Raw genomic sequence first — 19,862 nt, 5'->3', positions numbered from 1 at the left:
CGCCGGACTTCTTCTGCGCCGCCTTCTTCTGCGCGGCCGACTTGGCCGCGGGCTGGCGCTTCGCCGTCGTACCCTTCTTGCCGGCCGGCTGCTTCTTGGCAGCACCGGCCTGAGTCTTCTTGGCCGCTTCGGGCTTGGCGTTCGAGGACGCCTGACCGTTGCTCGCGGCATTCGCATCGCTCGAGCTCGCCGCCGCGCCACCGCTCGCCGCGGGCTGTGCGCCGCCGCCCTTGCGGTTGCTCCGGGACTGCCGCTTCGGCTGCTGCCGCTGCGCCGGACGACGGTCCGTGACGGTCTCCGTCGTACCGTCGGCGCCCGCCAGGCCCTCCTCGGCCGGTCGGCCGGCGCGCAGGTTGTGCTCGCGCTTGCGGGCCTCCATGGCGTCGTACGCCGGAGTGCCGGGAGCCGGGTTGCGGCGGATCACGTAGAACTGCTGGCCCATCGTCCACACGTTCGAGACGAACCAGTAGATGAGGACACCGATCGGGAAGTTGAAGCCACCGATGAGGAAGAAGATCGGGAAGACGTACAGCATGATCTTCTGCATCTGCGCGGCCTGGCCCTCGAGGGCCTCCTTCGGCATGTTCTTGCGCATCAGCTGGAGCTGCGTGATGAACATCGTCGACGTCATCAGGATGATCAGCACGACCGCGACGATCTTGACGTTCGTCGCACCGTCGCCACTGGCCCGCAGGAAGGTCTGCGAGATCTGGGCGCCGAAGATCTCCGCGTGCCGCAGCGACTCGACGTGCGGGGTGATGATGCTGCTGTGGCTCTCGCCCTTCGAGGCGCCGTCGAGCACCCGGAACAGGGCGAGGAAGACCGGCGACTGGAGCAGCAGCGGAAGGCACGAGGAGAACGGGTTGGTGCCCGTCTCCTTGTACAGCTTCATCATTTCCTGACCGAGCTTCTCCCGGTCGTGGCCGTACTTCTTCTGCAGCTCCTTCATCTTCGGCTGCAGCAGCTGCATGTTCCGGCTGGAGCGGATCTGCCGCACGAACAGCGGGATCAGCAGGGTCCGGATGACGATGGTCAGGCCGGCGATCGACAGCGCCCAGGCCCAGCCGCCGTTCGGGTCCAGCACCTGCGACAGCAGCCAGTGCCACCCCACCAGCAACGCCGCCACCGCGTGGTACAGCGGCGTCATGATCGCGTTGAATACGTCTACGATCCCGTCCCACAACGCGAGTCCGGGGATGGCCAGAAGAGTCACTCAAGCACCTCGCTGCACAGGCCCGGCGTCGGCCGACGGTCCGGGCTGGTTGGCGGAGACCGAATCTCCGCAGTGGTGGACATCTTTGGGTGGAACGGGGTCGTAGCCGCCGGGGTTCCACGGGTGGCAGCGGGCGAGTCTCCTCGCCGCCAGCCAGCTACCGCGCACCGCACCGTGGCGTTGGACCGCTTCCAGGGCGTACGCCGAACAACTCGGGTAGAACCTGCACACCTGCCCATACATCGGGCTGACGAAGGTCCGGTAGAGCTTCAGGAAACCGATGATCCCGCTCTTCACGGGATTGAACCTCATCGTGGCCCCAGCACCCGGCTCAGCGCCCCGTCCACGTCCGCGACCAGTTCGTCGTACGACGCCGAGGCGGACGACGGAAGGGCACGGACGACGGTCAGGCTGCCGGCCGGCAGATCAGGGAGTCGCGTAGCCATCACAGCACGCAGACGGCGGTGGACCCGGTTCCGCAGAACCGCGTTGCCCACCGCCTTGTTCACCACGAATCCGACACGAGCGGGCTCGGCCATGGCCTCGTCCCGCCGGAACAGATGGACCACCACCGCGCGCCTGCCCGCCCGCCGTCCGGACCGGACGGCGCGACGGAAGTCGTCGGACCGGCGCAACCGGTTCGACGCAGGTAACACGGGGTGGTCACCGTCGAGAAGTCGCTCAGGCCGCGAGGCGCTGGCGACCCTTGCCACGGCGGGCGGCGATGATCGCGCGGCCCGCACGGGTGCGCATCCGAAGACGGAAGCCGTGCTTCTTGTGCCGGCGACGGTTGTTCGGCTGGAACGTCCGCTTGCTCACTGGAATGACTCCGGTTACTCGAGATCACGATTGTCGACAAATCCACTGATAGATCTGCCGATGGTGCAGGTCCTGCACACCGTCGGAGAACCGATTGTGGTCCCGCAGGGAGCGCAGCACGAAACGGCCGGCTCAACACCGACTGATCCACGGTACGTGGCCGCCTGTGGACAGGTCAAACCAGTCATCCCCAGGGTTTTCCACAGGCTTGTGGACAGAATAGTCGGCACACGATCGGTCAGGTGGTCGTCACCGCCTGCTCCCTCAACACGACTACGCTCCGACGTCTACCCGACACGCCGCAGGTTGCCCCCAATTTTGGGTTCATAGCCTGTGGATGACGGCTTGAAGCAGCGTGGGCGGACTTGTTAGCGTCAGCCCCTCACACCAGAGGTCCCACACCCCGCAATCGGTAACCAACCTGCTCCACCCGTCGTTCACAACTGTGGACAACCGTGTGGACAGTACGGTGGCCGACGGCGGACAAACGCAGTCGCGCCGCGCCGGACAACACCCCGACGTAGCCGCAGCGCGGTGTCGGGTCTAACGGTCGCGCCGCCCGGGTCACCGGAACGCGCCGGCCACCGCAGCGATGGATTCGGGGAGCAACGCGTGGTCGAGGACCATTCCGCCAATGCGGAATACACAGGGGCTGGCTTCACAGCTGACGGCGGAGTGGAGTTCAGGCCGGGGCTCACCCCCGAGGCAGGTCCGGTGTCACCGACCGATCCAGCAGCCGGCTTCACCCCGAACCTCCCCGCTCAGGAGGAGGAGCTCGACTACCAGCCGCGCCTCGATGGCTACCGCTCCGATCTCGAGCGCGCCGCCACCGATCTCCCCGGCCCGACACCCGAGCCCGCCCCGACACCCGAGCCCGCCCCCACACTCGAGCCCGCCCCGGCACCTGACCCCGCCCCTGCGGCCGAGCCCGCGGCACCCGAGTTCGGCCCGTCGCCCGGGACCAGTCCGGCGCCCGAGCCCGCGACGCCGTACTTCGGTGCCGCGCCGGTTGTCGCCGACAACCTGAGGTACGCCGACGTACAGAACGACAAGTACTCGGTGGAAGCCCCCCGGGCCGAGCGTTTCGGTCCGGCGCCCACGACCTTCGGCCAGAGCGCGGCACCCGAGGCGGACACTCCGCGCTTCGGCGACCGCCGGCCTGCCTTCGAGCCACAGGCACCTCAGTACGACGCCCCCGCTGGGTACGGCGGCGAGCAGCAGACAGCTCAGTACGGCGGCGACCAGCCGGCACCGCAGTACAGCAACAACCACCAGCCTCAGCACCCCGATGAGCAGCAAGCATCAGGGTTCGCGGGTGGGGTACCGGCCGGAACGGCGCGGAACGAGGGTGATGGGCGTGCGGACAGCAGCGGCAATGATGCCGACAACGGCAGCAGTGCGGAGACCAGAGCAGAAGCGGCAACCCCGGTGATGGACCTCGGCGACGCCTGGACCCGCGTGCTCGCGGGCCTCCCGCCGAACCAGCGCGCTTGGCTGACCAACTCGCGGCCGGTCACGCTGCACGAGAGCACCGCCATCGTCGCGGTGCCGGACGACTTCACCCGCGGCCAGCTGGAGACCCGGCTCCGCCCGGACCTCGAGCGGATCCTGACCGAGAGCTTCGGCCGGGACATCCGGATCGCGGTGACCGTCGACCCGTCGCTCGACCCCGAGCTGCGCGAGTCGCAGTCCCAACCGCAGCAGCAGCCGCGTCAACAGCCGCCGCAGCAACCCGTCGCCCGCGACTCGTACCAGCCGACGATCCAGTCCGCGCTGTCCGATCCCGACAGGACCGGACAGCAGTACCGTCAGCCCGCCCCGCAGCAACCGCAGCCAAGCCAGCAGTACGACCAGCAGACCGGTCACGCACCTCAGCTCGGCGCACCTCAACACGGGGCACCGCAGCAGCAGTTCGGCCATCCGCTCGGCTCGGTCGCACCGCCGCCGAACGGATCGGCCCCGACCCAGCCGGCCACCGAAGCACAGGGTGAAGCCCGGCTGAATCCGAAGTACACCTTCGAGACGTTCGTCATCGGCAGCTCGAACCGGTTCGCGCACGCCGCCGCGGTCGCAGTCGCCGAGGCGCCGGGCAAGGCGTACAACCCGCAGTTGATCTACGGCGACTCCGGTCTGGGCAAGACCCACCTGCTGCACGCGATCGGCCACTACGTCCGCAGCCTCTACACCGGGGCCCGGGTCCGGTACGTCTCCAGCGAAGAGTTCACCAACGACTTCATCAACGCGATCCGCGACGACAAGGCGTCCCAGTTCCAGCGCCGGTACCGCGATGTCGACGTACTGCTGATCGACGACATCCAGTTCCTCGAGGGGAAGATCCAGACCCAGGAGGAGTTCTTCCACACCTTCAACACGCTGCACAACGCGAACAAGCAGATCGTGATCAGCTCCGACCGGGCGCCGAAACGCCTGGAGGCGCTGGAGGACCGGCTGCGGAACCGGTTCGAGTGGGGTCTGATCACCGACATCCAGCCGCCCGACCTGGAGACCCGGATCGCGATCCTGCGGAAGAAGGCGGCCACCGAGCGGCTGACCGCGCCGCCGGAGGTGCTGGAGTTCATCGCCAGCAAGGTGCAGACGAACATCCGTGAGCTCGAGGGCGCACTGATCCGGGTCACCGCGTTCGCCAGCCTGAACCGGCAGCCGGTCGACCTCAGCCTGGCCGAGATCGTGCTGAAGGACCTGATCCCCGAAGGCAGCAAGCCCGAGGTGACGGCCAGCATGATCATGGGCCAGACGGCGTCGTACTTCGGTCTGTCGATCGACGACCTGTGTGGATCCAGCCGGAGCAGAGTGCTGGTGACGGCGCGGCAGATCGCGATGTACCTGTGCCGTGAGCTGACCGATCTGTCGCTGCCGAAGATCGGCCAGCAGTTCGGCGGCCGCGACCACACCACCGTGATGCACGCCGAGCGGAAGATCCGTCAGCTCATGTCGGAGCGGCGCAGCGTCTTCAACCAGGTGACCGAACTGACCAACCGGATCAAGCACCAGGCCAAGCAGCAATGAGCTCGTGTGATCGCGTCGAAAAGGCTGTACGCCGAGCGCTACGACGCGGTCACACGAACCACACAGGCTGGGGATACGTCTGTGGATAACTGTGGGTATCTCGGTGGACACATCGGTGTGTGTTGTGGATTCGCTGTGGGGACAGAATCCGTCATCACCAGGCGTCCCAAGCCCAAGCGAGATTCGTCCACACGCCGTCCCCAGGGCAAAATGGCACCTGACCTGCGAACTCGTCGCTTTTCCACAGTATCCACCGGTGCTAAGAACCCTATGGAATCTGTAGAGAGTTCCCAGTCCACAAAACGATCGAGCCGCGCTTCCTGGGGAAAACCCCACACTCGCGCCGGCTTGCGGGACCTGTCAGGCTGTCCCCAGAACACGAATCGAAGTACCCGGTACAGACACAGGAACGACGCCGACGCGACCCGCCCGAAGCGCCACGTCACGCCCGGTTGGCGCACATCACACTCGTCCGTGGCAGGATCTGCCTGGCACACAGCCGAATCAGGAGGCACCCAGCGGTGAAGTTTCGCGTCGAGCGCGACGTACTGGCCGAGTCGGTGGCCTGGGCCGCGCGCAGCTTGCCCAGTCGTCCCAGCGTCCCGATCCTTGCCGGCCTTCTGGTCGAGGCCGAGGACGGGCAGATCACCTTGTCCGGCTTCGACTACGAGACCTCGGTCCGGGTCACCGTGCCCGCACAGGTGGCCGACGCCGGCAAGTGCCTGATCTCCGGCCGGCTCGTCGCCGACATCTCGAAGAGTCTTCCGAACCAGCCCGTCGACATCGCTGTGGACGGCGCCAAGGTTCAAGTGACCTGCGGCAGTTCGCGGTTCACGCTCCAAACGCTTCCCACAGAGGAATATCCGGCTCTGCCGGAGCTTCCGGCCGCGAGTGGGACCGTGAAGGCTGACGTTTTCGCCCAGGCCGTCTCCCAGGTGGTGACCGCGGCCGGCCGCGAGGACACGTTGCCGGTGCTGACCGGCGTACGGGTCGAGATCGAGGGATCCACGATCTCGCTGCTCGCCACCGACCGCTACCGGCTCGCGATTCGTGAGCTCGAGTGGAACCCGCAGTCCCCCGATGCGTCGGCTGCCGCGCTGGTGCCGGCCCGGGTGCTGTCCGAGACCGCGAAGGCGATGACCGGGTCGGACGTGATCGTCTCCCTGGCCGCGCCCGGGACCGGTGACGGCATCGTCGGCTTCGAGGGCGAGGTGTCCGGTGGCAACCGGCGCGCCACCACCCGGCTGCTGGACGGCGAGTTCCCGAAGGTGCGCGGCATCATCCCGACCGACTCGGCGATCGCGACCCGGGTCCGGATCGACACCGCGACCCTGGTCGAGGCGGTCAAGCGTGTCGCCCTGGTCGCCGAGCGGAACGCGCCGGTGCGGCTGACCTTCAGCGAGGACAGCGTGACCCTCGACGCCGGCAGCGGTGACGAGGCGCAGGCGTCGGAATCGATCGAGGCCCGGGTCTCCGGTGATCCGGTGACCGTCGGCTTCAACCCGACGTACCTGCTCGACGGCTTGAACGCGATCGGTACGCCGGTCGCCCATCTGGCCTTCACGCAGGCGACGAAGCCGGCCGAGCTGACCGGTGTGCGGGACTTTGACGGCGATCCGATCAGCGAGTTCCGGTACGTGCTGATGCCGGTCCGCCTGAACAGCTGAAAGCCAACAGAACAAGGGGATTTCACGATGGAGCTCGGCCTTGTCGGTCTCGGCAAGATGGGCGGCAACATGCGCCAGCGGATCCGCAACGCAGACCACACCGTGGTCGGGTTCGATCACAACCAGGACATCTCCGACGCCAAGGACCTGGCCGACATGGTCGGCAAGCTCACCGCCACCGACCAGCCGAAGGTGGTCTGGGTGATGGTTCCGGTACAGGCCATCGACCCGGTCATCACCGAGCTGGCCGACCTGCTCTCCCCCGGCGACATCGTGATCGACGGCGGCAACAGCCGCTGGACCGATGACACCCGTCGCGCCGCCCAGCTCGCCGAGAAGGACATCAAGTTCGTCGACTGCGGTGTCTCCGGCGGCGTCTGGGGTCTGGAGAACGGCTACGCGCTGATGTGCGGCGGCGACAACGACGTGGTCGCGACCCTGATGCCGATCTTCGAGGCGCTCAAGCCCGAGGGCGACTTCGGGTTCGTGCACGCCGGCAAGGTCGGCGCCGGCCACTTCAGCAAGATGGTCCACAACGGCATCGAGTACGCGATCATGCAGGCGTACGCCGAGGGCTTCGAACTGCTCGAGGCCGCGGACATCGTGGACAACGTGCCGGAGACGTTCGAGTCCTGGCGCGAGGGCACCGTGATCCGGTCCTGGCTGCTCGACCTGATGGTGAACGCGCTGAAGGAAGACACCCACCTGGACAAGATCCGCGGGTACGCCGAGGACTCCGGCGAGGGCCGGTGGACCGTCGAGGCCGCGATCGACCACGCCGTACCGGTGCCGGCCATCGCCGCGTCGCTGTTCGCCCGGTTCGCGTCCCGGCAGGAGGACTCGCCGGCGATGAAGGCGATCGCGGCGATGCGCAACCAGTTCGGCGGTCACGCGGTGAAGGGTGCCGAGGACCCGTCGTACGCGACGCCACCGATCAAGCACTGAGGTGTATGTCACCGCCCTGGGTCTGGTCGACTTCCGGTCCTACCCACAGGCGGAGGTCGAGCTCACCCCGGGCGTGACGGCCTTCGTCGGACCGAACGGCCACGGCAAGACCAACCTGGTCGAGGCGATCCACTACACCGCGACCCTCGGTTCGCACCGGGTGGCGAACGACGCACCGCTGGTCCGTGCGGGGGCCAGCAGAGCGATCGTCCGCACCGAGATCCGCAGCCAGTACGACCGGGACGTGGTCGTCGAGCTGGAGATCAATCCTGGGAGGGCAAATCGGGCCCGGGTGAACCGTTCGCCGGTGCCGCGGCCGCGGGAAGTGCTCGGACTGCTCCGGACCGTGCTGTTCGCCCCCGAGGACCTGGCGTTGGTGAAGGGCGATCCGTCCGAGCGACGGCGGTTCCTGGACGAGTTGCTGACGCTGCGGTCGCCGCGGATGGCCGGCGTACGGCAGGACTACGACCGGGTGCTGAAGCAGCGGAACTCGTTGCTGCGCAGCGCGTCGATGGCCCGCCGGCAGAACCGTTCGAGTGCCGCCGAGGGACAGTTGCGCACCCTGGAAGTGTGGAACTCGCATCTCGCCCGGGCCGGCTCCGAACTGCTCGCGACCAGGCTCGAGCTGCTGGAATCCCTGCGCCCGTTGGTCTCCAGCGCGTACGACGCTGTTGCCCGAGGCAAGCATGATGCGCGGTTGGAGTACAAGTCGTCGGTCCTGCTCGAGCCCGGCGTGGTGTCGAGGGAGCAACTGGCCGAGGTGCTCCTCAACGCGGTGAACGAGAAGCGTCAGGACGAGCTGGAGCGTGGGGTGTCACTGGTCGGTCCGCACCGTGACGACCTCGTCCTCGGGCTCGGGGACTTGCCTGCGAAGGGGTATGCGAGTCACGGTGAGTCCTGGTCGTTCGCGCTCGCGCTGCGGCTGGCGTCGTACGAACTGCTGAGAGCGGATGGGGGTGAGCCGGTGCTGATCCTGGATGACGTGTTCGCGGAGCTCGACTCGCAGCGCCGCGACCGGCTGGCCGAGTTGGTCGCCCCGGCCGAGCAGGTGCTGGTGACCGCGGCGGTGGGCGCTGACGTGCCCGCTGAACTCAGCGGAGCGCGATTCGACGTTGGCGATGGGGCTGTAACTCGTGCCTGAACCCCGGAATTCCTCTGAGAGCGGCTTCGAGAGCGAGGCGGCTCCGGAGCTGCCGGGCGAACCTGAGCATGACAAACAGGGTTTGGAGCTGGCGAAATCGCTCGCCGGGCGGCTGAAGGGCATGAGTCCGGTCAAGCCGGTCAAGCGGACCCGCCGGCGGCCGCGGATCGACGGTGCCCAGATCAGCAGCGCCCGGCCGGACGACCGGGATCCGCAGAAGCTCACCAACACCCTCGGCCGGCTGATGCGTGACCAGGGCTGGGAGGTCGACGTCGCCGTACACGGTGTGATGGCACGCTGGGCGTCGATCGTCGGCCCGGAGATGGCCGAGCACTGCAAGCCGGAGAGCTACCAGGACACCGAGCTGACCGTCCGCACCGACTCCACCGCCTGGGCCACTCAGCTCAAGATGCTCGCCCCGGACCTGGTACGACGCCTCAACGCGGAACTCGGCGACGGAACGGTCACCCGCGTGAACGTCCAGGGCCCGCACGCCCCCAGCTGGCGCAAGGGCCCGCGCACCATCCGCGGCGGCCGCGGCCCCCGCGACACCTACGGCTGACCGAGCCGTAAGAGCGGATTGCGAGAGCGACCCGACGCTCCCCTAGGATCGGGCGCGATGCGCACGATCGTCGATGGTTTTCGCGAGATGGTCCACCTGATCGGAGACTCCTTCGGCTCTGGTGGCGCAACCTGCTGCCCATGACGACCTGGTTCCTGGCCGGGTACGTCGGGTTCAAGCTGAGTATGAGCAGCGCGATCTGGCTGGCCGAGCACTCGCACTCCAGCATCGGCGTCGGCGTGTTCTCGGCCGGCGTACTGATGCAGATCGCCGCGTACGTCGGCATGATCAGGACCTGTGCGACGTCGCTCTACCGCTGGCGGGACGCGGCCAGCAACACGGCCGAGGAGACCTCGGACCCGACCCAGCAGGGCCTGATGGAGTTGCTGGCCGTCACGCTGCTGCCGCTGGTCGCGGTGTGGTCGGCCTGGGGCTACCTGGAAGGTCAGGTGTCACAGCTCACCGTCAGCAACCTGGTGGAGCGCGGCCTGCAGCCCGGGTCGGGGTTCTTCGACCTGGGTGGCGGCGCCTGGCACAAGTACCTGCCGGCGATCGTCATCCTGCTGATCCTGCGCCGGGTGATCGAGGCGATCGACGACCGCTGGCCGAGCCGGCCGGCCAAGTTCGCCCAGGTCTGGGCCGAGGCGTTCTTCCTGCTGATCACCGTCGTCGTCACGCCGTTCGCGATCGAGGAAGGCAAGGACTGGTTCCGCGAGCGCAGCTTCTGGTACTGGTCGGTCGACTGGTGGAGCGGCCTGAAGGACTTCTTCGCCGGTATCCACATCCCGATCCCGGCCGGTATCGAGTTCCTCTGGGGCTTCTTCTGGGAGACGCTCTGGCCGCTGTTCAAGCTGGGCGTCGCCGAGCCGCTGACCTGGCTGGCGATCACCACCGTGGTGTTCGGTCACCGGGTGCTGTCCGGGGGCGGGGTCGTCCGCGGCACCCGGCTGGAGCGCCGCTTCGGCGGTCAGGTCGAGATCGAGCAGCCGAAGAACCGGATCGTCGCCTTCACCTACCAGGCGCCGAACCTGGTGCTCGGCGGGCTGCGGGAGAAGTTCTACCCGACGCTGAACGCGTTCCGGCTGCTGGTCCGGGTCGGGCCGGTGTTCCTCGGCGTGGTCTGCATGGTCTACACGTTCTGGCTGCTCGGCGACGAGTGGGCGTTCGTCGGGATCCAGCGGATGATCGGCATCCACGGTGAGCGCTGGGGGTTGATGAACCACGAGATCGCGTCGCTGATCCGGGACGTGATCTTCGAGTCGCTGCGGATCGCGCTGCTGGCGGCCGCGTTCGACCTCTGCATCTCGGTCAGCAGTGAGCGCCGGGCCGAGGCGGCCGAGGCCGAGGCCAAGAAGACGGAATCAACCTCCGTCTGAACCCCGACGCCGGTTTGATCAGGGAGTGATGAGGACCCGGCGGAAGCCTTCGCGGGACTGCATGCTGATGCCGATGATGTGCGGCACGGCCGAGGCCGGGATGACATAGATCTGAGCGATCTGACCCGGCTTGTTCAGCTCGAACTTGACGTCGTCGCTACCGAAACAGCTGGTCGGCAGTTCCCAGTCCGAGGTGCTGCTCGCCGGCGACCAGACGTTGCCGCGGTCGTCGAGCAGGTCCGCGCCGCAGCTGAAGCCGCCGTCCTTGAGGTAGAGACCCTCGCGCGGCGTCGCGGTCAGCTTGGCGATCATCAGGATCGACCCGGCCGGCGCGCCGAGCCCGATCTCCTCCTGCTCGTCGTCGACGATCCGCGTGTAGGGCTGCAGCGAGTCCAGCTTCCACTCGACGTGCCCGATCGTCACGGGTCCGCCGTTCTCGACCTTCTCGTTGACGTTGCCCTGGTTCCAGACCTGCTCCTCGTCGCCCAGGTAGACCCGGGTCAGCAGGTACGCGCTGGTGGCGATCAGAGCCAGTAGCAGCGAGATCTGGGCGGCCAGCCGGGCCGCACGGTTCAGGCCCCTCATGACGACGCCACCCGAGACACCGGCCGCTGCAGCAGGTACTGCGCCTCGGCGCCGTCGACGAGCTGCTGAGCGATCTCTTCACTCGGGATGCCGAGGTCGACCTCGACGTACGCGTTCAGCACGTTGTAGAACATGCTCGGCCGGATCTGCAGTTTGAGCCCCTTGAGGTCGGTCGGGTTCACCTCGAAGATGACGGCGCCGGTCTTGGCGAAACCCGCGTCGGGGAAGTCGATGCCGGAGTCGGTCAACCCGCCGATCGGCTCGTACACGGTGCCGCCGTCCGCGAGCAGCTTGAGGCCGGTGTTCCCCGGCTTCTTGATCCCGCGGACGGTGTCCCACTCGAGCGCGACGAACACACCGTTCGTCTCGATCGGCTTCTCGTCGTCAGTGCTGGACTCCTCGAGCACCCCCTTGGCGAACGCCATCCGGGTGATGGTGACCGTCGAGTCGCCGTACTCGAGCGCCTCGCCGATCGTGCCGTGCACGACCTCCAGGTTCTGTTCCTCGTACACCTGCTCCGGTGTGGCCAGCCGGGTGAGGCCGCCGAGCAGGACGAACAGGACGCCGACGAGCACGGTCGCGGGACGATAGAGCTTCACTTGTCCTCCTCCGTGACATCGACGACCGACGGCTTCAGCTGTACGACGGCATCCGGCCGCGGGCTCTGCCAGTACGGATCCTCGTTCGCGCCGAGCAGGCCGTTGTCGGACTCGTACCGGTGACCCTGGACCCCGATCTCGACCAGGTCCGAGGTGAAGTCGGGGGCAACCTCGAAGGTGGTGAAGCAGCTCTCCGGCGGAAGCCCGTAGACGATGACCCAGCCCAGCTCCCCGCGGCAGTTGGCGCCGTTGGAGTCCTCGGGCTCCTTGCCGCCGCCCGGCACGAACAGCAGCAGCCGGCCGTCCAGGTAGTCGCTGGTGTGTTCCTCTTCGTCGATGTTCTTCAGGTCGAAGTAGACCCGCAGCTCGGCCTTGGCGTCGGTGTACTCGCCCTTCTTCCGGACCCGGATCTCGGCCTTGGTGAAGTTGTACTCCCACTTGCCGGACTCGACGGTCACCGGTGCGGTCAGGGTCGGCACCGTCCGGCCCTGCTTCTCCTTCCAGCCGCCGGTGGCCAGCACCACCAGGGCGAGGACCACGACGAGCGCGATCGCGATCAGCCATTTGCGCCGGTGCCGGTGAATCACCCGGTCGGCGATCATGGCGTCGATGACGTCGTCGAGACTTTCCACGGCAGCGATCCTAAAGGGCCGTGGGTGCGCGACGGCCACCCGTCGGCCCGCGGCGTGAGTGGTCTGGACCGGTCGGCCGTTCGCTGCTTCTCCGCCGGTCGTTCGCGAGATCCTCGGAGGCCACTGAGCGCCCGTGAGCGCTTTCTGGCCCCCCACCCGCGAGAGGGGACATGGCGACGAGGGAGAAAAGACGCCCTGGCATGAGTTTCAGGCGCCTGGTGGCCGGTTCTGCTTCGGTCGACAGGTAAGATGGACGGTGTAGGGCGAGCCGCACCTCTAGTAACACAGTAGGGGGCGGCTTCCACTGTGCCGCGATGCCTTGCTGACGCGAGGTCCGAGGAGGACAACAGCCGGTGACCGACGAGCCGACCGAGATCGACGCCAACCAGTCCGCCGACCCCATCGGCACCGTCGTAGACGAGACCGTGATCCCCTCCAACCACGTGGAGCGGGAGTACGACGCGAGCGCGATCCAGGTCCTCGAGGGCCTCGACGCGGTCCGGAAACGGCCGGGTATGTACATCGGGTCGACCGGTGAGCGGGGTCTGCACCACCTGGTCACCGAGGTGGTCGACAACGCGGTGGACGAAGCGATGGCGGGGGTGTGCGACCGGATCGTCGTCACCATGCTGCCCGACGGTGGCATCCGGGTCGAGGACAACGGCCGCGGTATCCCGGTCGGGATCGTCGAGTCCGAGGGCAAGCCGGCGGTCACCGTCGTACTGACCGTCCTGCACGCCGGTGGCAAGTTCGGCGGTGGCGGGTACAAGGTCTCCGGTGGTCTGCACGGTGTCGGTGTGTCCGTGGTGAACGCGCTGTCCACCCGGCTCCAGGTCGACGTCAAGCAGAACGGCAAGGAGTACACCCAGTCCTTCACGATCGGCGTCCCGGACGAGGAGCTGGCCGAGGTCGGTCCGTCCGACGAGCACGGTACGACGATCACCTTCTGGGCCAACCCGGACATCTTCGAGACCACGACGTACTCCTACGAGACGCTGTCGACCCGCTTCCGCGAGATGGCGTTCCTGAACAAGGGCCTGGAGATCGTCATCCGGGACGAGCGGCCGGACCACACCGAGGACGGCAACCCGGTCGAGCAGTCGTTCAAGTACGACAACGGCCTGGTCGACTACGTGAAGTACCTGACCGGTATCCGCGAGACCGTGCACCGCGACGTCATCTCGTTCGAGGCGGCGGCGAACGGTGAGAACAGCATGAGCCTCGAGGTCGCGCTGCAGTGGAGCGGCTCGTTCCAGGAGTCGGTGCACACCTTCGCGAACGCGATCAACACCCACGAGGGTGGCACCCACGAGGAAGGCTTCCGGGCCGCGCTCACCTCACTGGTCAACTCCTTCGGCGAGGACCAGGGGATGATCAAGAAGAAGGAGGACAGGCTCACCGGTGACGACATCCGGGAAGGCCTGACCGCGATCATCTCGGTCAAGCTCAGCGAGCCGCAGTTCGAGGGCCAGACCAAGACCAAACTCGGCAACACCGAGGTCAAGGGTTTCGTCCAGCGGGTCGTGAACGACCGGCTCGGCGCCTGGTTCGAGCAGAACCCGGCCGAGGGTCGCGAGATCATCCGCAAGGCGACCGCCGCGGCGAGCGCCCGGATCGCCGCCCGGAAGGCGCGCGACCTGGCCCGCAACCGCAAGGGCCTGCTGGGTGGCGGCGGCCTGCCGGGCAAGCTGTCCGACTGCCAGTCGACCAACCCGGAGGAGTGCGAGGTCTACATCGTCGAGGGTGACTCGGCGGGCGGCTCCGCGAAGGGCGGCCGGGACCCGAAGTTCCAGGCCATCCTGCCGATCCGGGGCAAGATCCTGAACGTCGAGAAGGCCCGGATCGACAAGGTCCTGCAGAACAACGAGGTCCAGGCGATCATCTCCGCCCTCGGCACCGGGATCCACGAGGACTTCGACGAGGAGAAGCTGCGGTACCACAAGATCGTGCTGATGGCCGACGCCGACGTCGACGGCCAGCACATCCGGACCCTGCTGCTGACGCTGCTGTTCCGGTTCATGCGGCCGCTGATCGAGCGCGGTCACGTGTACGCGGCCCAGCCGCCGCTGTACAAGATCCGGTGGAGCAACTCCGCGCACGAGCTGGCCTACACCGAGCGTGAGAAGGACGGCCTGCTGGCGGCCGGCGCGGAGGCGGGCAAGCGACTGCCGAAGGAGAGCGCGACCCAGCGCTACAAGGGTCTGGGTGAGATGAACGCCCAGGAGTTGTGGGAGACCACGATGGACCCGGCCAACCGGGTGCTGCTGCAGATCACCCTGGACGACGCGGTCCGCGCGGACGAGACGTTCCAGACCCTGATGGGCGACGACATCGAGGCCCGTCGCAACTTCATCCAGCGCAACGCCAAGGACGTCCGCTTCCTGGATATCTGACGGAGACGCCCGGCCACACCCAGGCCGGGACTCCGCCCGCGTGACCACCCCGACGTACGACTGATTTGAACGGGACGAGCTTTTCATGACCGAGACCCCCACCTCGCCGGGCCACGACCGGATCGAGCCCCTCGATCTGCAGACCGAGATGCAGCAGTCGTATCTCGACTATGCGATGGCGGTCATCGTCGGCCGCGCACTGCCGGAGGTCCGTGACGGCCTGAAGCCGGTGCACCGCCGCATCCTCTATGCGATGTACGACGGTGGTTACCGGCCGGACCGGAGTTTCTCGAAGTGTTCCCGCGTCGTCGGTGACGTGATGGGTCAGTACCACCCGCACGGCGACTCGGCGATCTACGACACCTTGGTCCGGCTGGCGCAGCCGTGGGTGATGCGGGCGCCGATGATCCAGGGCCAGGGCAACTTCGGGTCACCGGGTAACGACCCGGCGGCCGCGATGCGGTACACCGAGTGCCGGCTGGCGCCGCTGGCGATGGAGATGGTGCGCGACATCGACCAGGAGACGGTCGACTTCCGCCCCAACTACGACGGTCGCTCGCAGGAGCCGGTGATCCTGCCCAGCCGGTTCCCGAACCTGCTGGTGAACGGCTCCGCCGGTATCGCCGTGGGCATGGCGACCCAGATCCCGCCGCACAACCTGCGTGAGGTCGCCGCGGCCGCGAACTGGTGCCTGGAGAACCCGGACGCCACCCAGGAGGAGGTCCTGGCGGCGTGCATGGAGCACGTCAAGGGCCCGGACTTCCCCAACGGTGCGCTGATCGTCGGCTACAAGGGGATCGACGACGCCTACCGCACCGGTCGCGGCTCGGTCACGATGCGCGCGGTGGTCGACATCGAGGAAGACGCCAAGGGCCGGACCAGCCTGGTCGTCAGCGAACTGCCGTACATGGTCAACCCGGACAACCTGGCGCAGAAGATCGCCGAGCTGGTCAACACCGGCAAGATGAGCGGGATCGCCGACATCCGCGACGACACCTCGTCGCGGACCGGCCAGCGCCTGGTGATCGTGCTGAAGCGGGACGCTCAGCCCCGCGTCGTACTGAACAACCTCTACAAGCACACGCAGCTGCAGGACACCTTCGGCTGCAACATGCTCGCCTTGGTCGACGGCGTACCGCGCACGCTCAGCCTGGACCTGTTCATCACGCACTGGATCGACCACCAGATCGAGGTCATCCAGCGCCGGACCCGGTACCGGCTGCGCGAGGCCGAGAAGAACGCCCACATCTTCCGCGGTTACGTGAAGGCGCTGGACGCGCTGGACGAGGTCATCGCGCTGATCCGGCGGAGCCCGGACGTCGACGAGGCGCGCCAGGGCCTGATCAGCCTGCTGGAGATCGACGAGATCCAGGCGCAGGCGATCCTGGACATGCAGCTGCGCCGGCTGGCAGCCCTCGAGCGGCAGAAGATCGTCGACCGGCTGAACGAGCTCGAGGCGATCATCGCCGACCTCGAGGACATCCTGGCCGACCCGGTCCGGCAGCGGCACATCGTCCGCGACGAACTGGCCGAGATCGTGGAGCGGTACGGCGACGAGCGTCGTACCGAGATCATCGCGGCCGACGGCGACCTGTCGGTCCAGGACCTGGTGCCGGACGAGGACGTCGTCGTCACCATCACCCGCGGCGGCTACGCGAAGCGGACCAAGACCGACCTGTACCGGACGCAGAACCGTGGCGGCAAGGGTGTCCGTGGCGCGCAACTGCGGGCCGAGGACGAGATCAGCCACTTCTTCGCCACCACGAACCACCACTGGATGCTGTTCTTCACCACCAAGGGCCGGGTCTACCGGGCCAAGGTGTGGCAGCTGCCCGAGTCCGCCCGGGACGCGAAGGGTTCGCACGTGGCCGGCCTGCTCTCGTTCCAGCCGGACGAGGACATCGCCCAGGTGCTGACCCTGCGCGACTACGAGCAGGCCGACTATCTGGTGCTGGCGACCAAGAAGGGCCTGGTCAAGAAGACGGCCCTGACCGACTACGACTCCGCCCGGCAGAGCGGCATCATCGCGGTCAACTTCCGCGAGGACGACGACGAGCTGATCGGCGCCGACCTGGCCACCGCCGAGGACGACCTGCTGCTGGTGTCCCGGAAGGGCCAGTCGATCCGGTTCACCGCGAACGACGAGCAGCTCCGCCCGATGGGCCGGGCCACCTCCGGCGTCACCGGGATGAAGTTCCGGGCCGGCGACGAGTTGCTGTCGATGTCGGTGATCCGGGCCGGTTCGGAGGAGGACACGCAGTTCGTCTTCACCGTGACCGACGCCGGGTACGCCAAGCGCAGCCGGGTGTCGGAGTACCGGCAGCAGGGTCGCGGCGGTCTCGGCATCAAGGCGGTCAAGCTGAACGACGAGCGCGGCTCGCTGGTCGGCGCGATCATCGTGGTCGACGAGGACCAGGTGCTGGCGATCAAGGCCAGCGGCCAGGTCGTCCGCAGCCGGGTGGACTCCGTGCCGGTCAAGGGCCGCGACACGATGGGTGTGCGGTTCGCCGGGGTCGGCGAGTCCGACGCGGTGGTCGCGATCGCCCGGAACACCGATCTGAGCCTGAATGGCGACGGCGACGAATCCGAAGGCGCCGAAGAGGGTACCTCCTCGTCAGAGGATGCCCAGGATGTGGACGGAGCGACAACCGAATCCACCCCTGAGAGCGTCAATTCTGATGACCAGCGTTCGACGGACGTCGACGGCGCGGCTACCGTCGAAGACGACGAAGCCGGCCAGGAGGGTAACTGATGACCAACCGCGCGAGGCCGACATGGCCCGATGGTGCGGCGGACAATCCCGAGACCCAGCGGCCAACGCAGGGCGGGAACAAGCAGTCCACCGCACCGGCCACCCCGGCCTCCAACGGTCGTACCACCGCCGCCCCGAGCGGCAACGGCCAGCCGAGATCAGGCGACTACCGTCCGCAACGGCCGTCCGGGGGTGCTCAGCCGGCCGGAGGCTCCGGCGGCGGCCAGCCGCGGCCGGGTCAGTCGGGTGCGTCGCCGTCCGGGCCCTCGTCGGCTCCTTCGTCGTCTGGTTCGGCGCCGGTTCGGCCGCCGCAGCAGCCGCCGGTGCGGCCGGCGTCTCAGCCGTCGCCTCGACCGGCCACTCCCAGTACGCCGCCCCGTCCTGAGCCGTGGACGCCGCCGTCGGGTGCTGGTTCGGCCGCCGCTGGATCCGCTGCCGGCGCGTCGTCGTACGGGCTGACCGGGAAGAGTACGGCGAAGTCGACCACCGAGAGCATCGGCGACAAGGTCACCGCGGCCCGGCAGGCGGTGCTGGACAAGGCCGCTTCGGTGAAGGCGAAGCCGGAGACCGTCGTCACCAAGCCCGAGAAGGCGTCGAAGGCATCGACCCGGCCGCAGACCCGCAAGGCACGGCTGCGGATGTCGCGGATCGACCCGTGGTCGGTGATGAAGACGTCGTTCCTGCTGTCGATCGCGTTCGGCATCGTCACCTGGGTCGCGGTCTTCATCGTCTGGTCCGCGATCGGTGCGGCCGGGGTGTTCGACAACATCAACAACACCGTCACCGAGGTGCTGGGGACGCCGGCGGCCGAGCCGTTCCGGATCGAGAACTACATCAACACCGGCAAAGTGATGGGTTTCACCACCCTGCTGGCCTGCGCGGATGTGCTCATCATCACCGCGCTGGCGACGCTCGGATCGTTCCTCTACAACATCGCCGCCACGCTGCTCGGCGGCTTGGAAGTTACCCTGGCATCGGAGGACTGACGGCTTTGACGGCGTTCGGTCGGGCCCGGTGAGGGCCTGGCCGAAACCGGTTTGGGAGTAGGGCACCGAGTGCGGTAATCTCTCCCGGGTTCGATCCCGCAACGCGGGCCTATAGCTCAGACGGTTAGAGCGCTGCCCTGATAAGGCAGAGGTCACTGGTTCAAGTCCAGTTAGGCCCACCACCACGATCGCGAACCCCGATCCGAGGAGTCCCGGTGCTGAAGAAGATCCTGCTGGTGCTGGTGGCCAGCATCGGTGGATACTTCGCCTACAAGAAGGCCCAGTCGTCCCGCGCCGACAAGGACCTCTGGGCCGAGGCCGTCGACTCGGTCGCCCCGGGTCGCTGACCGATCCCCCACGGGGGCGTAGCTCAACTGGCAGAGCACTGCCTTTGCAAGGCAGGGGTTAGGGGTTCAAGTCCCCTCGTCTCCACGAAGGCGACAGGCGAGGTGTGTCCGCGGAAAGCGCGGACCGCCTCGCCTTCGTCATGTTGTGCGGCTGCGCTTCGCTTGCCGCGAGCGGAGGGCTCCGCCACCCGCACCCCCTGGGCCGTCGCTCCGCTCGGCCGCTGTGGCTGCTCGCCGCGGTGGGGCGGGTTTCGCTGCGCCGGTTGTGCCGCCTGCGCCAAACTGCCCCGCACTGCTCGCGAGCGACCCGTGGCCGAGAGTTGCTTCGCCGGTGTCCGCTGCCTCGTTCACGCAGTACGCTCGGGGTCCATCCGCCCGCGAGCATCGGGCCGTGCTTCCACTGGTCATGTTCGTCTGGCAGGTATTGCGGGACGGGGCAAGAATGGCGAGATGCTGCCCAGTTCACCGCCCAAGCGGCGGCGTGTAGTCGCGATCGCCTATGTGCTGGTCGTCACCGCACTCGCCGTCTTGGTCGCGGTGCCCGAGCATCCGAGCTTCGCGGCCTACGCCGGCCTGATGGTTCTCGATGCTCCACTCAGCCTGCTCCTCTACCTGCCCTACTACGCGATCTCGCTTGGGAACCTGCCAATGGATGGCTCGCGGCTCTGGCTCTTCCACGTCGCCTGGTACACCGCGATCGCCGCTGTGCAAGCCCAGTTGGCGGTCAAGTATCTGGACCGTCGCCAGCGGGACAAGGCAGCAGCCTGACCGACCAACGGCATCCTCGAGCCCTGTCCACACGATCCCAACTGCCAAAC

General features: G+C 67.5%; 17 protein-coding genes, 2 tRNA genes and 1 pseudogene. 13 read left to right on the top strand and 7 right to left on the bottom strand.

Annotated features, from left to right (window positions below; genetic code table 11):
* Positions 1 to 229: 229 nt before the first annotated feature.
* The 4 genes and pseudogenes from yidC to rpmH form a co-directional block, all read right to left on the bottom strand.
* A pseudogene (gene yidC, locus V9K99_RS04965) lies at positions 230 to 1,204 on the bottom strand (membrane protein insertase YidC); the annotation flags it as partial.
* A 9-nt stretch (positions 1,205 to 1,213) separates the two neighbouring features.
* The gene (gene yidD / locus V9K99_RS04960; RefSeq protein ID WP_337000647.1) at positions 1,214 to 1,510 is read right to left on the bottom strand and encodes a membrane protein insertion efficiency factor YidD; all 297 of its coding nucleotides are present in this window, start codon (positions 1,508 to 1,510) and stop codon (positions 1,214 to 1,216) included.
* Between the two features lie 11 nt (positions 1,511 to 1,521).
* Positions 1,522 to 1,869: a ribonuclease P protein component gene (gene rnpA / locus V9K99_RS04955; protein ID WP_337000649.1), complete on the bottom strand. Its 348-nt coding sequence runs from the start codon at positions 1,867 to 1,869 to the stop codon at positions 1,522 to 1,524.
* Positions 1,870 to 1,894: 25 nt separating this feature from the next.
* Positions 1,895 to 2,032, bottom strand: a complete 138-nt coding sequence (gene rpmH / locus V9K99_RS04950) for a 50S ribosomal protein L34 (RefSeq protein WP_130386492.1) — start codon at positions 2,030 to 2,032, stop codon at positions 1,895 to 1,897.
* 1,431 nt (positions 2,033 to 3,463) lie between these two features.
* On the opposite strand from rpmH, the gene dnaA reads away from it, so the two are divergent.
* The 6 genes from dnaA (at position 3,464) to V9K99_RS04920 (ending at position 10,750) form a co-directional block, all read left to right on the top strand.
* Positions 3,464 to 5,059, top strand: a complete 1,596-nt coding sequence (dnaA, locus tag V9K99_RS04945; RefSeq protein ID WP_337001353.1) for a chromosomal replication initiator protein DnaA — start codon at positions 3,464 to 3,466, stop codon at positions 5,057 to 5,059.
* Positions 5,060 to 5,580: 521 nt separating this feature from the next.
* Positions 5,581 to 6,726 (top strand): DNA polymerase III subunit beta, encoded by a 1,146-nt coding sequence (dnaN, locus tag V9K99_RS04940; protein ID WP_337000662.1) that lies wholly within the window; start codon positions 5,581 to 5,583, stop codon positions 6,724 to 6,726.
* Positions 6,727 to 6,753: 27 nt separating this feature from the next.
* On the top strand, positions 6,754 to 7,671 hold the full coding sequence (gnd, locus tag V9K99_RS04935) for a phosphogluconate dehydrogenase (NAD(+)-dependent, decarboxylating) (RefSeq protein ID WP_337000664.1): 918 nt from the start codon (positions 6,754 to 6,756) through the stop codon (positions 7,669 to 7,671).
* A 1-nt stretch (position 7,672) separates the two neighbouring features.
* Positions 7,673 to 8,812 (top strand): DNA replication/repair protein RecF, encoded by a 1,140-nt coding sequence (gene recF, locus V9K99_RS04930; protein WP_337000667.1) that lies wholly within the window; start codon positions 7,673 to 7,675, stop codon positions 8,810 to 8,812.
* A complete protein-coding gene (locus V9K99_RS04925; protein WP_337000669.1) occupies positions 8,805 to 9,374 on the top strand; it encodes a DUF721 domain-containing protein in 570 nt (189 codons plus the stop codon). The genes recF and V9K99_RS04925 overlap by 8 nt, the downstream gene beginning before the upstream one ends.
* A 140-nt stretch (positions 9,375 to 9,514) precedes the next feature.
* Positions 9,515 to 10,750, top strand: a complete 1,236-nt coding sequence (locus V9K99_RS04920; RefSeq protein ID WP_337000671.1) for a hypothetical protein — start codon at positions 9,515 to 9,517, stop codon at positions 10,748 to 10,750.
* Between the two features lie 18 nt (positions 10,751 to 10,768).
* Here V9K99_RS04920 and V9K99_RS04915 read toward each other — a convergent pair whose 3' ends face one another.
* Genes V9K99_RS04915 through V9K99_RS04905 form a run of 3 tightly spaced genes read right to left on the bottom strand, consistent with a single transcriptional unit; the run spans position 10,769 to position 12,566 of the window.
* A complete protein-coding gene (locus V9K99_RS04915) occupies positions 10,769 to 11,335 on the bottom strand; it encodes a hypothetical protein (RefSeq protein ID WP_337000673.1) in 567 nt (188 codons plus the stop codon).
* A complete protein-coding gene (locus V9K99_RS04910; protein ID WP_337000675.1) occupies positions 11,332 to 11,934 on the bottom strand; it encodes a hypothetical protein in 603 nt (200 codons plus the stop codon). The genes V9K99_RS04915 and V9K99_RS04910 overlap by 4 nt, the downstream gene beginning before the upstream one ends.
* Positions 11,931 to 12,566: a hypothetical protein gene (locus V9K99_RS04905; RefSeq protein ID WP_337000677.1), complete on the bottom strand. Its 636-nt coding sequence runs from the start codon at positions 12,564 to 12,566 to the stop codon at positions 11,931 to 11,933. The genes V9K99_RS04910 and V9K99_RS04905 overlap by 4 nt, the downstream gene beginning before the upstream one ends.
* A gap of 353 nt (positions 12,567 to 12,919) precedes the next feature.
* Here V9K99_RS04905 and gyrB point away from each other — a divergent pair, with 353 nt between their 5' ends.
* The 7 genes from gyrB (at position 12,920) to V9K99_RS04870 (ending at position 19,812) form a co-directional block, all read left to right on the top strand.
* On the top strand, positions 12,920 to 14,959 hold the full coding sequence (gene gyrB / locus V9K99_RS04900; protein WP_442914702.1) for a DNA topoisomerase (ATP-hydrolyzing) subunit B: 2,040 nt from the start codon (positions 12,920 to 12,922) through the stop codon (positions 14,957 to 14,959).
* Between the two features lie 85 nt (positions 14,960 to 15,044).
* On the top strand, positions 15,045 to 17,711 hold the full coding sequence (gene gyrA / locus V9K99_RS04895) for a DNA gyrase subunit A (protein WP_337000679.1): 2,667 nt from the start codon (positions 15,045 to 15,047) through the stop codon (positions 17,709 to 17,711).
* Complete coding sequence (locus tag V9K99_RS04890; RefSeq protein ID WP_337000681.1) at positions 17,711 to 18,697, top strand: DUF3566 domain-containing protein; 987 nt, start codon at positions 17,711 to 17,713, stop codon at positions 18,695 to 18,697. The genes gyrA and V9K99_RS04890 overlap by 1 nt, the downstream gene beginning before the upstream one ends.
* Positions 18,698 to 18,802: 105 nt before the next feature.
* Positions 18,803 to 18,879 (top strand) — tRNA-Ile (locus tag V9K99_RS04885).
* A 33-nt stretch (positions 18,880 to 18,912) separates the two neighbouring features.
* On the top strand, positions 18,913 to 19,044 hold the full coding sequence (locus V9K99_RS04880) for a DLW-39 family protein (protein ID WP_442914703.1): 132 nt from the start codon (positions 18,913 to 18,915) through the stop codon (positions 19,042 to 19,044).
* Between the two features lie 12 nt (positions 19,045 to 19,056).
* Positions 19,057 to 19,129, top strand: a tRNA-Ala gene (locus V9K99_RS04875).
* 365 nt (positions 19,130 to 19,494) lie between these two features.
* Positions 19,495 to 19,812, top strand: coding sequence for a hypothetical protein (locus V9K99_RS04870; protein ID WP_337000683.1), 318 nt, complete (start codon positions 19,495 to 19,497; stop codon positions 19,810 to 19,812).
* Positions 19,813 to 19,862: the final 50 nt, after the last annotated feature.

Source organism: Kribbella sp. CCNWLW201 (assembly GCF_037203805.1).
Taxonomy (GTDB): Bacteria; Actinomycetota; Actinomycetes; order Propionibacteriales; family Kribbellaceae; genus Kribbella.
Note: the sequence above shows the minus strand (reverse complement) of the source record. Positions and strands in the feature narration are given on the sequence as shown.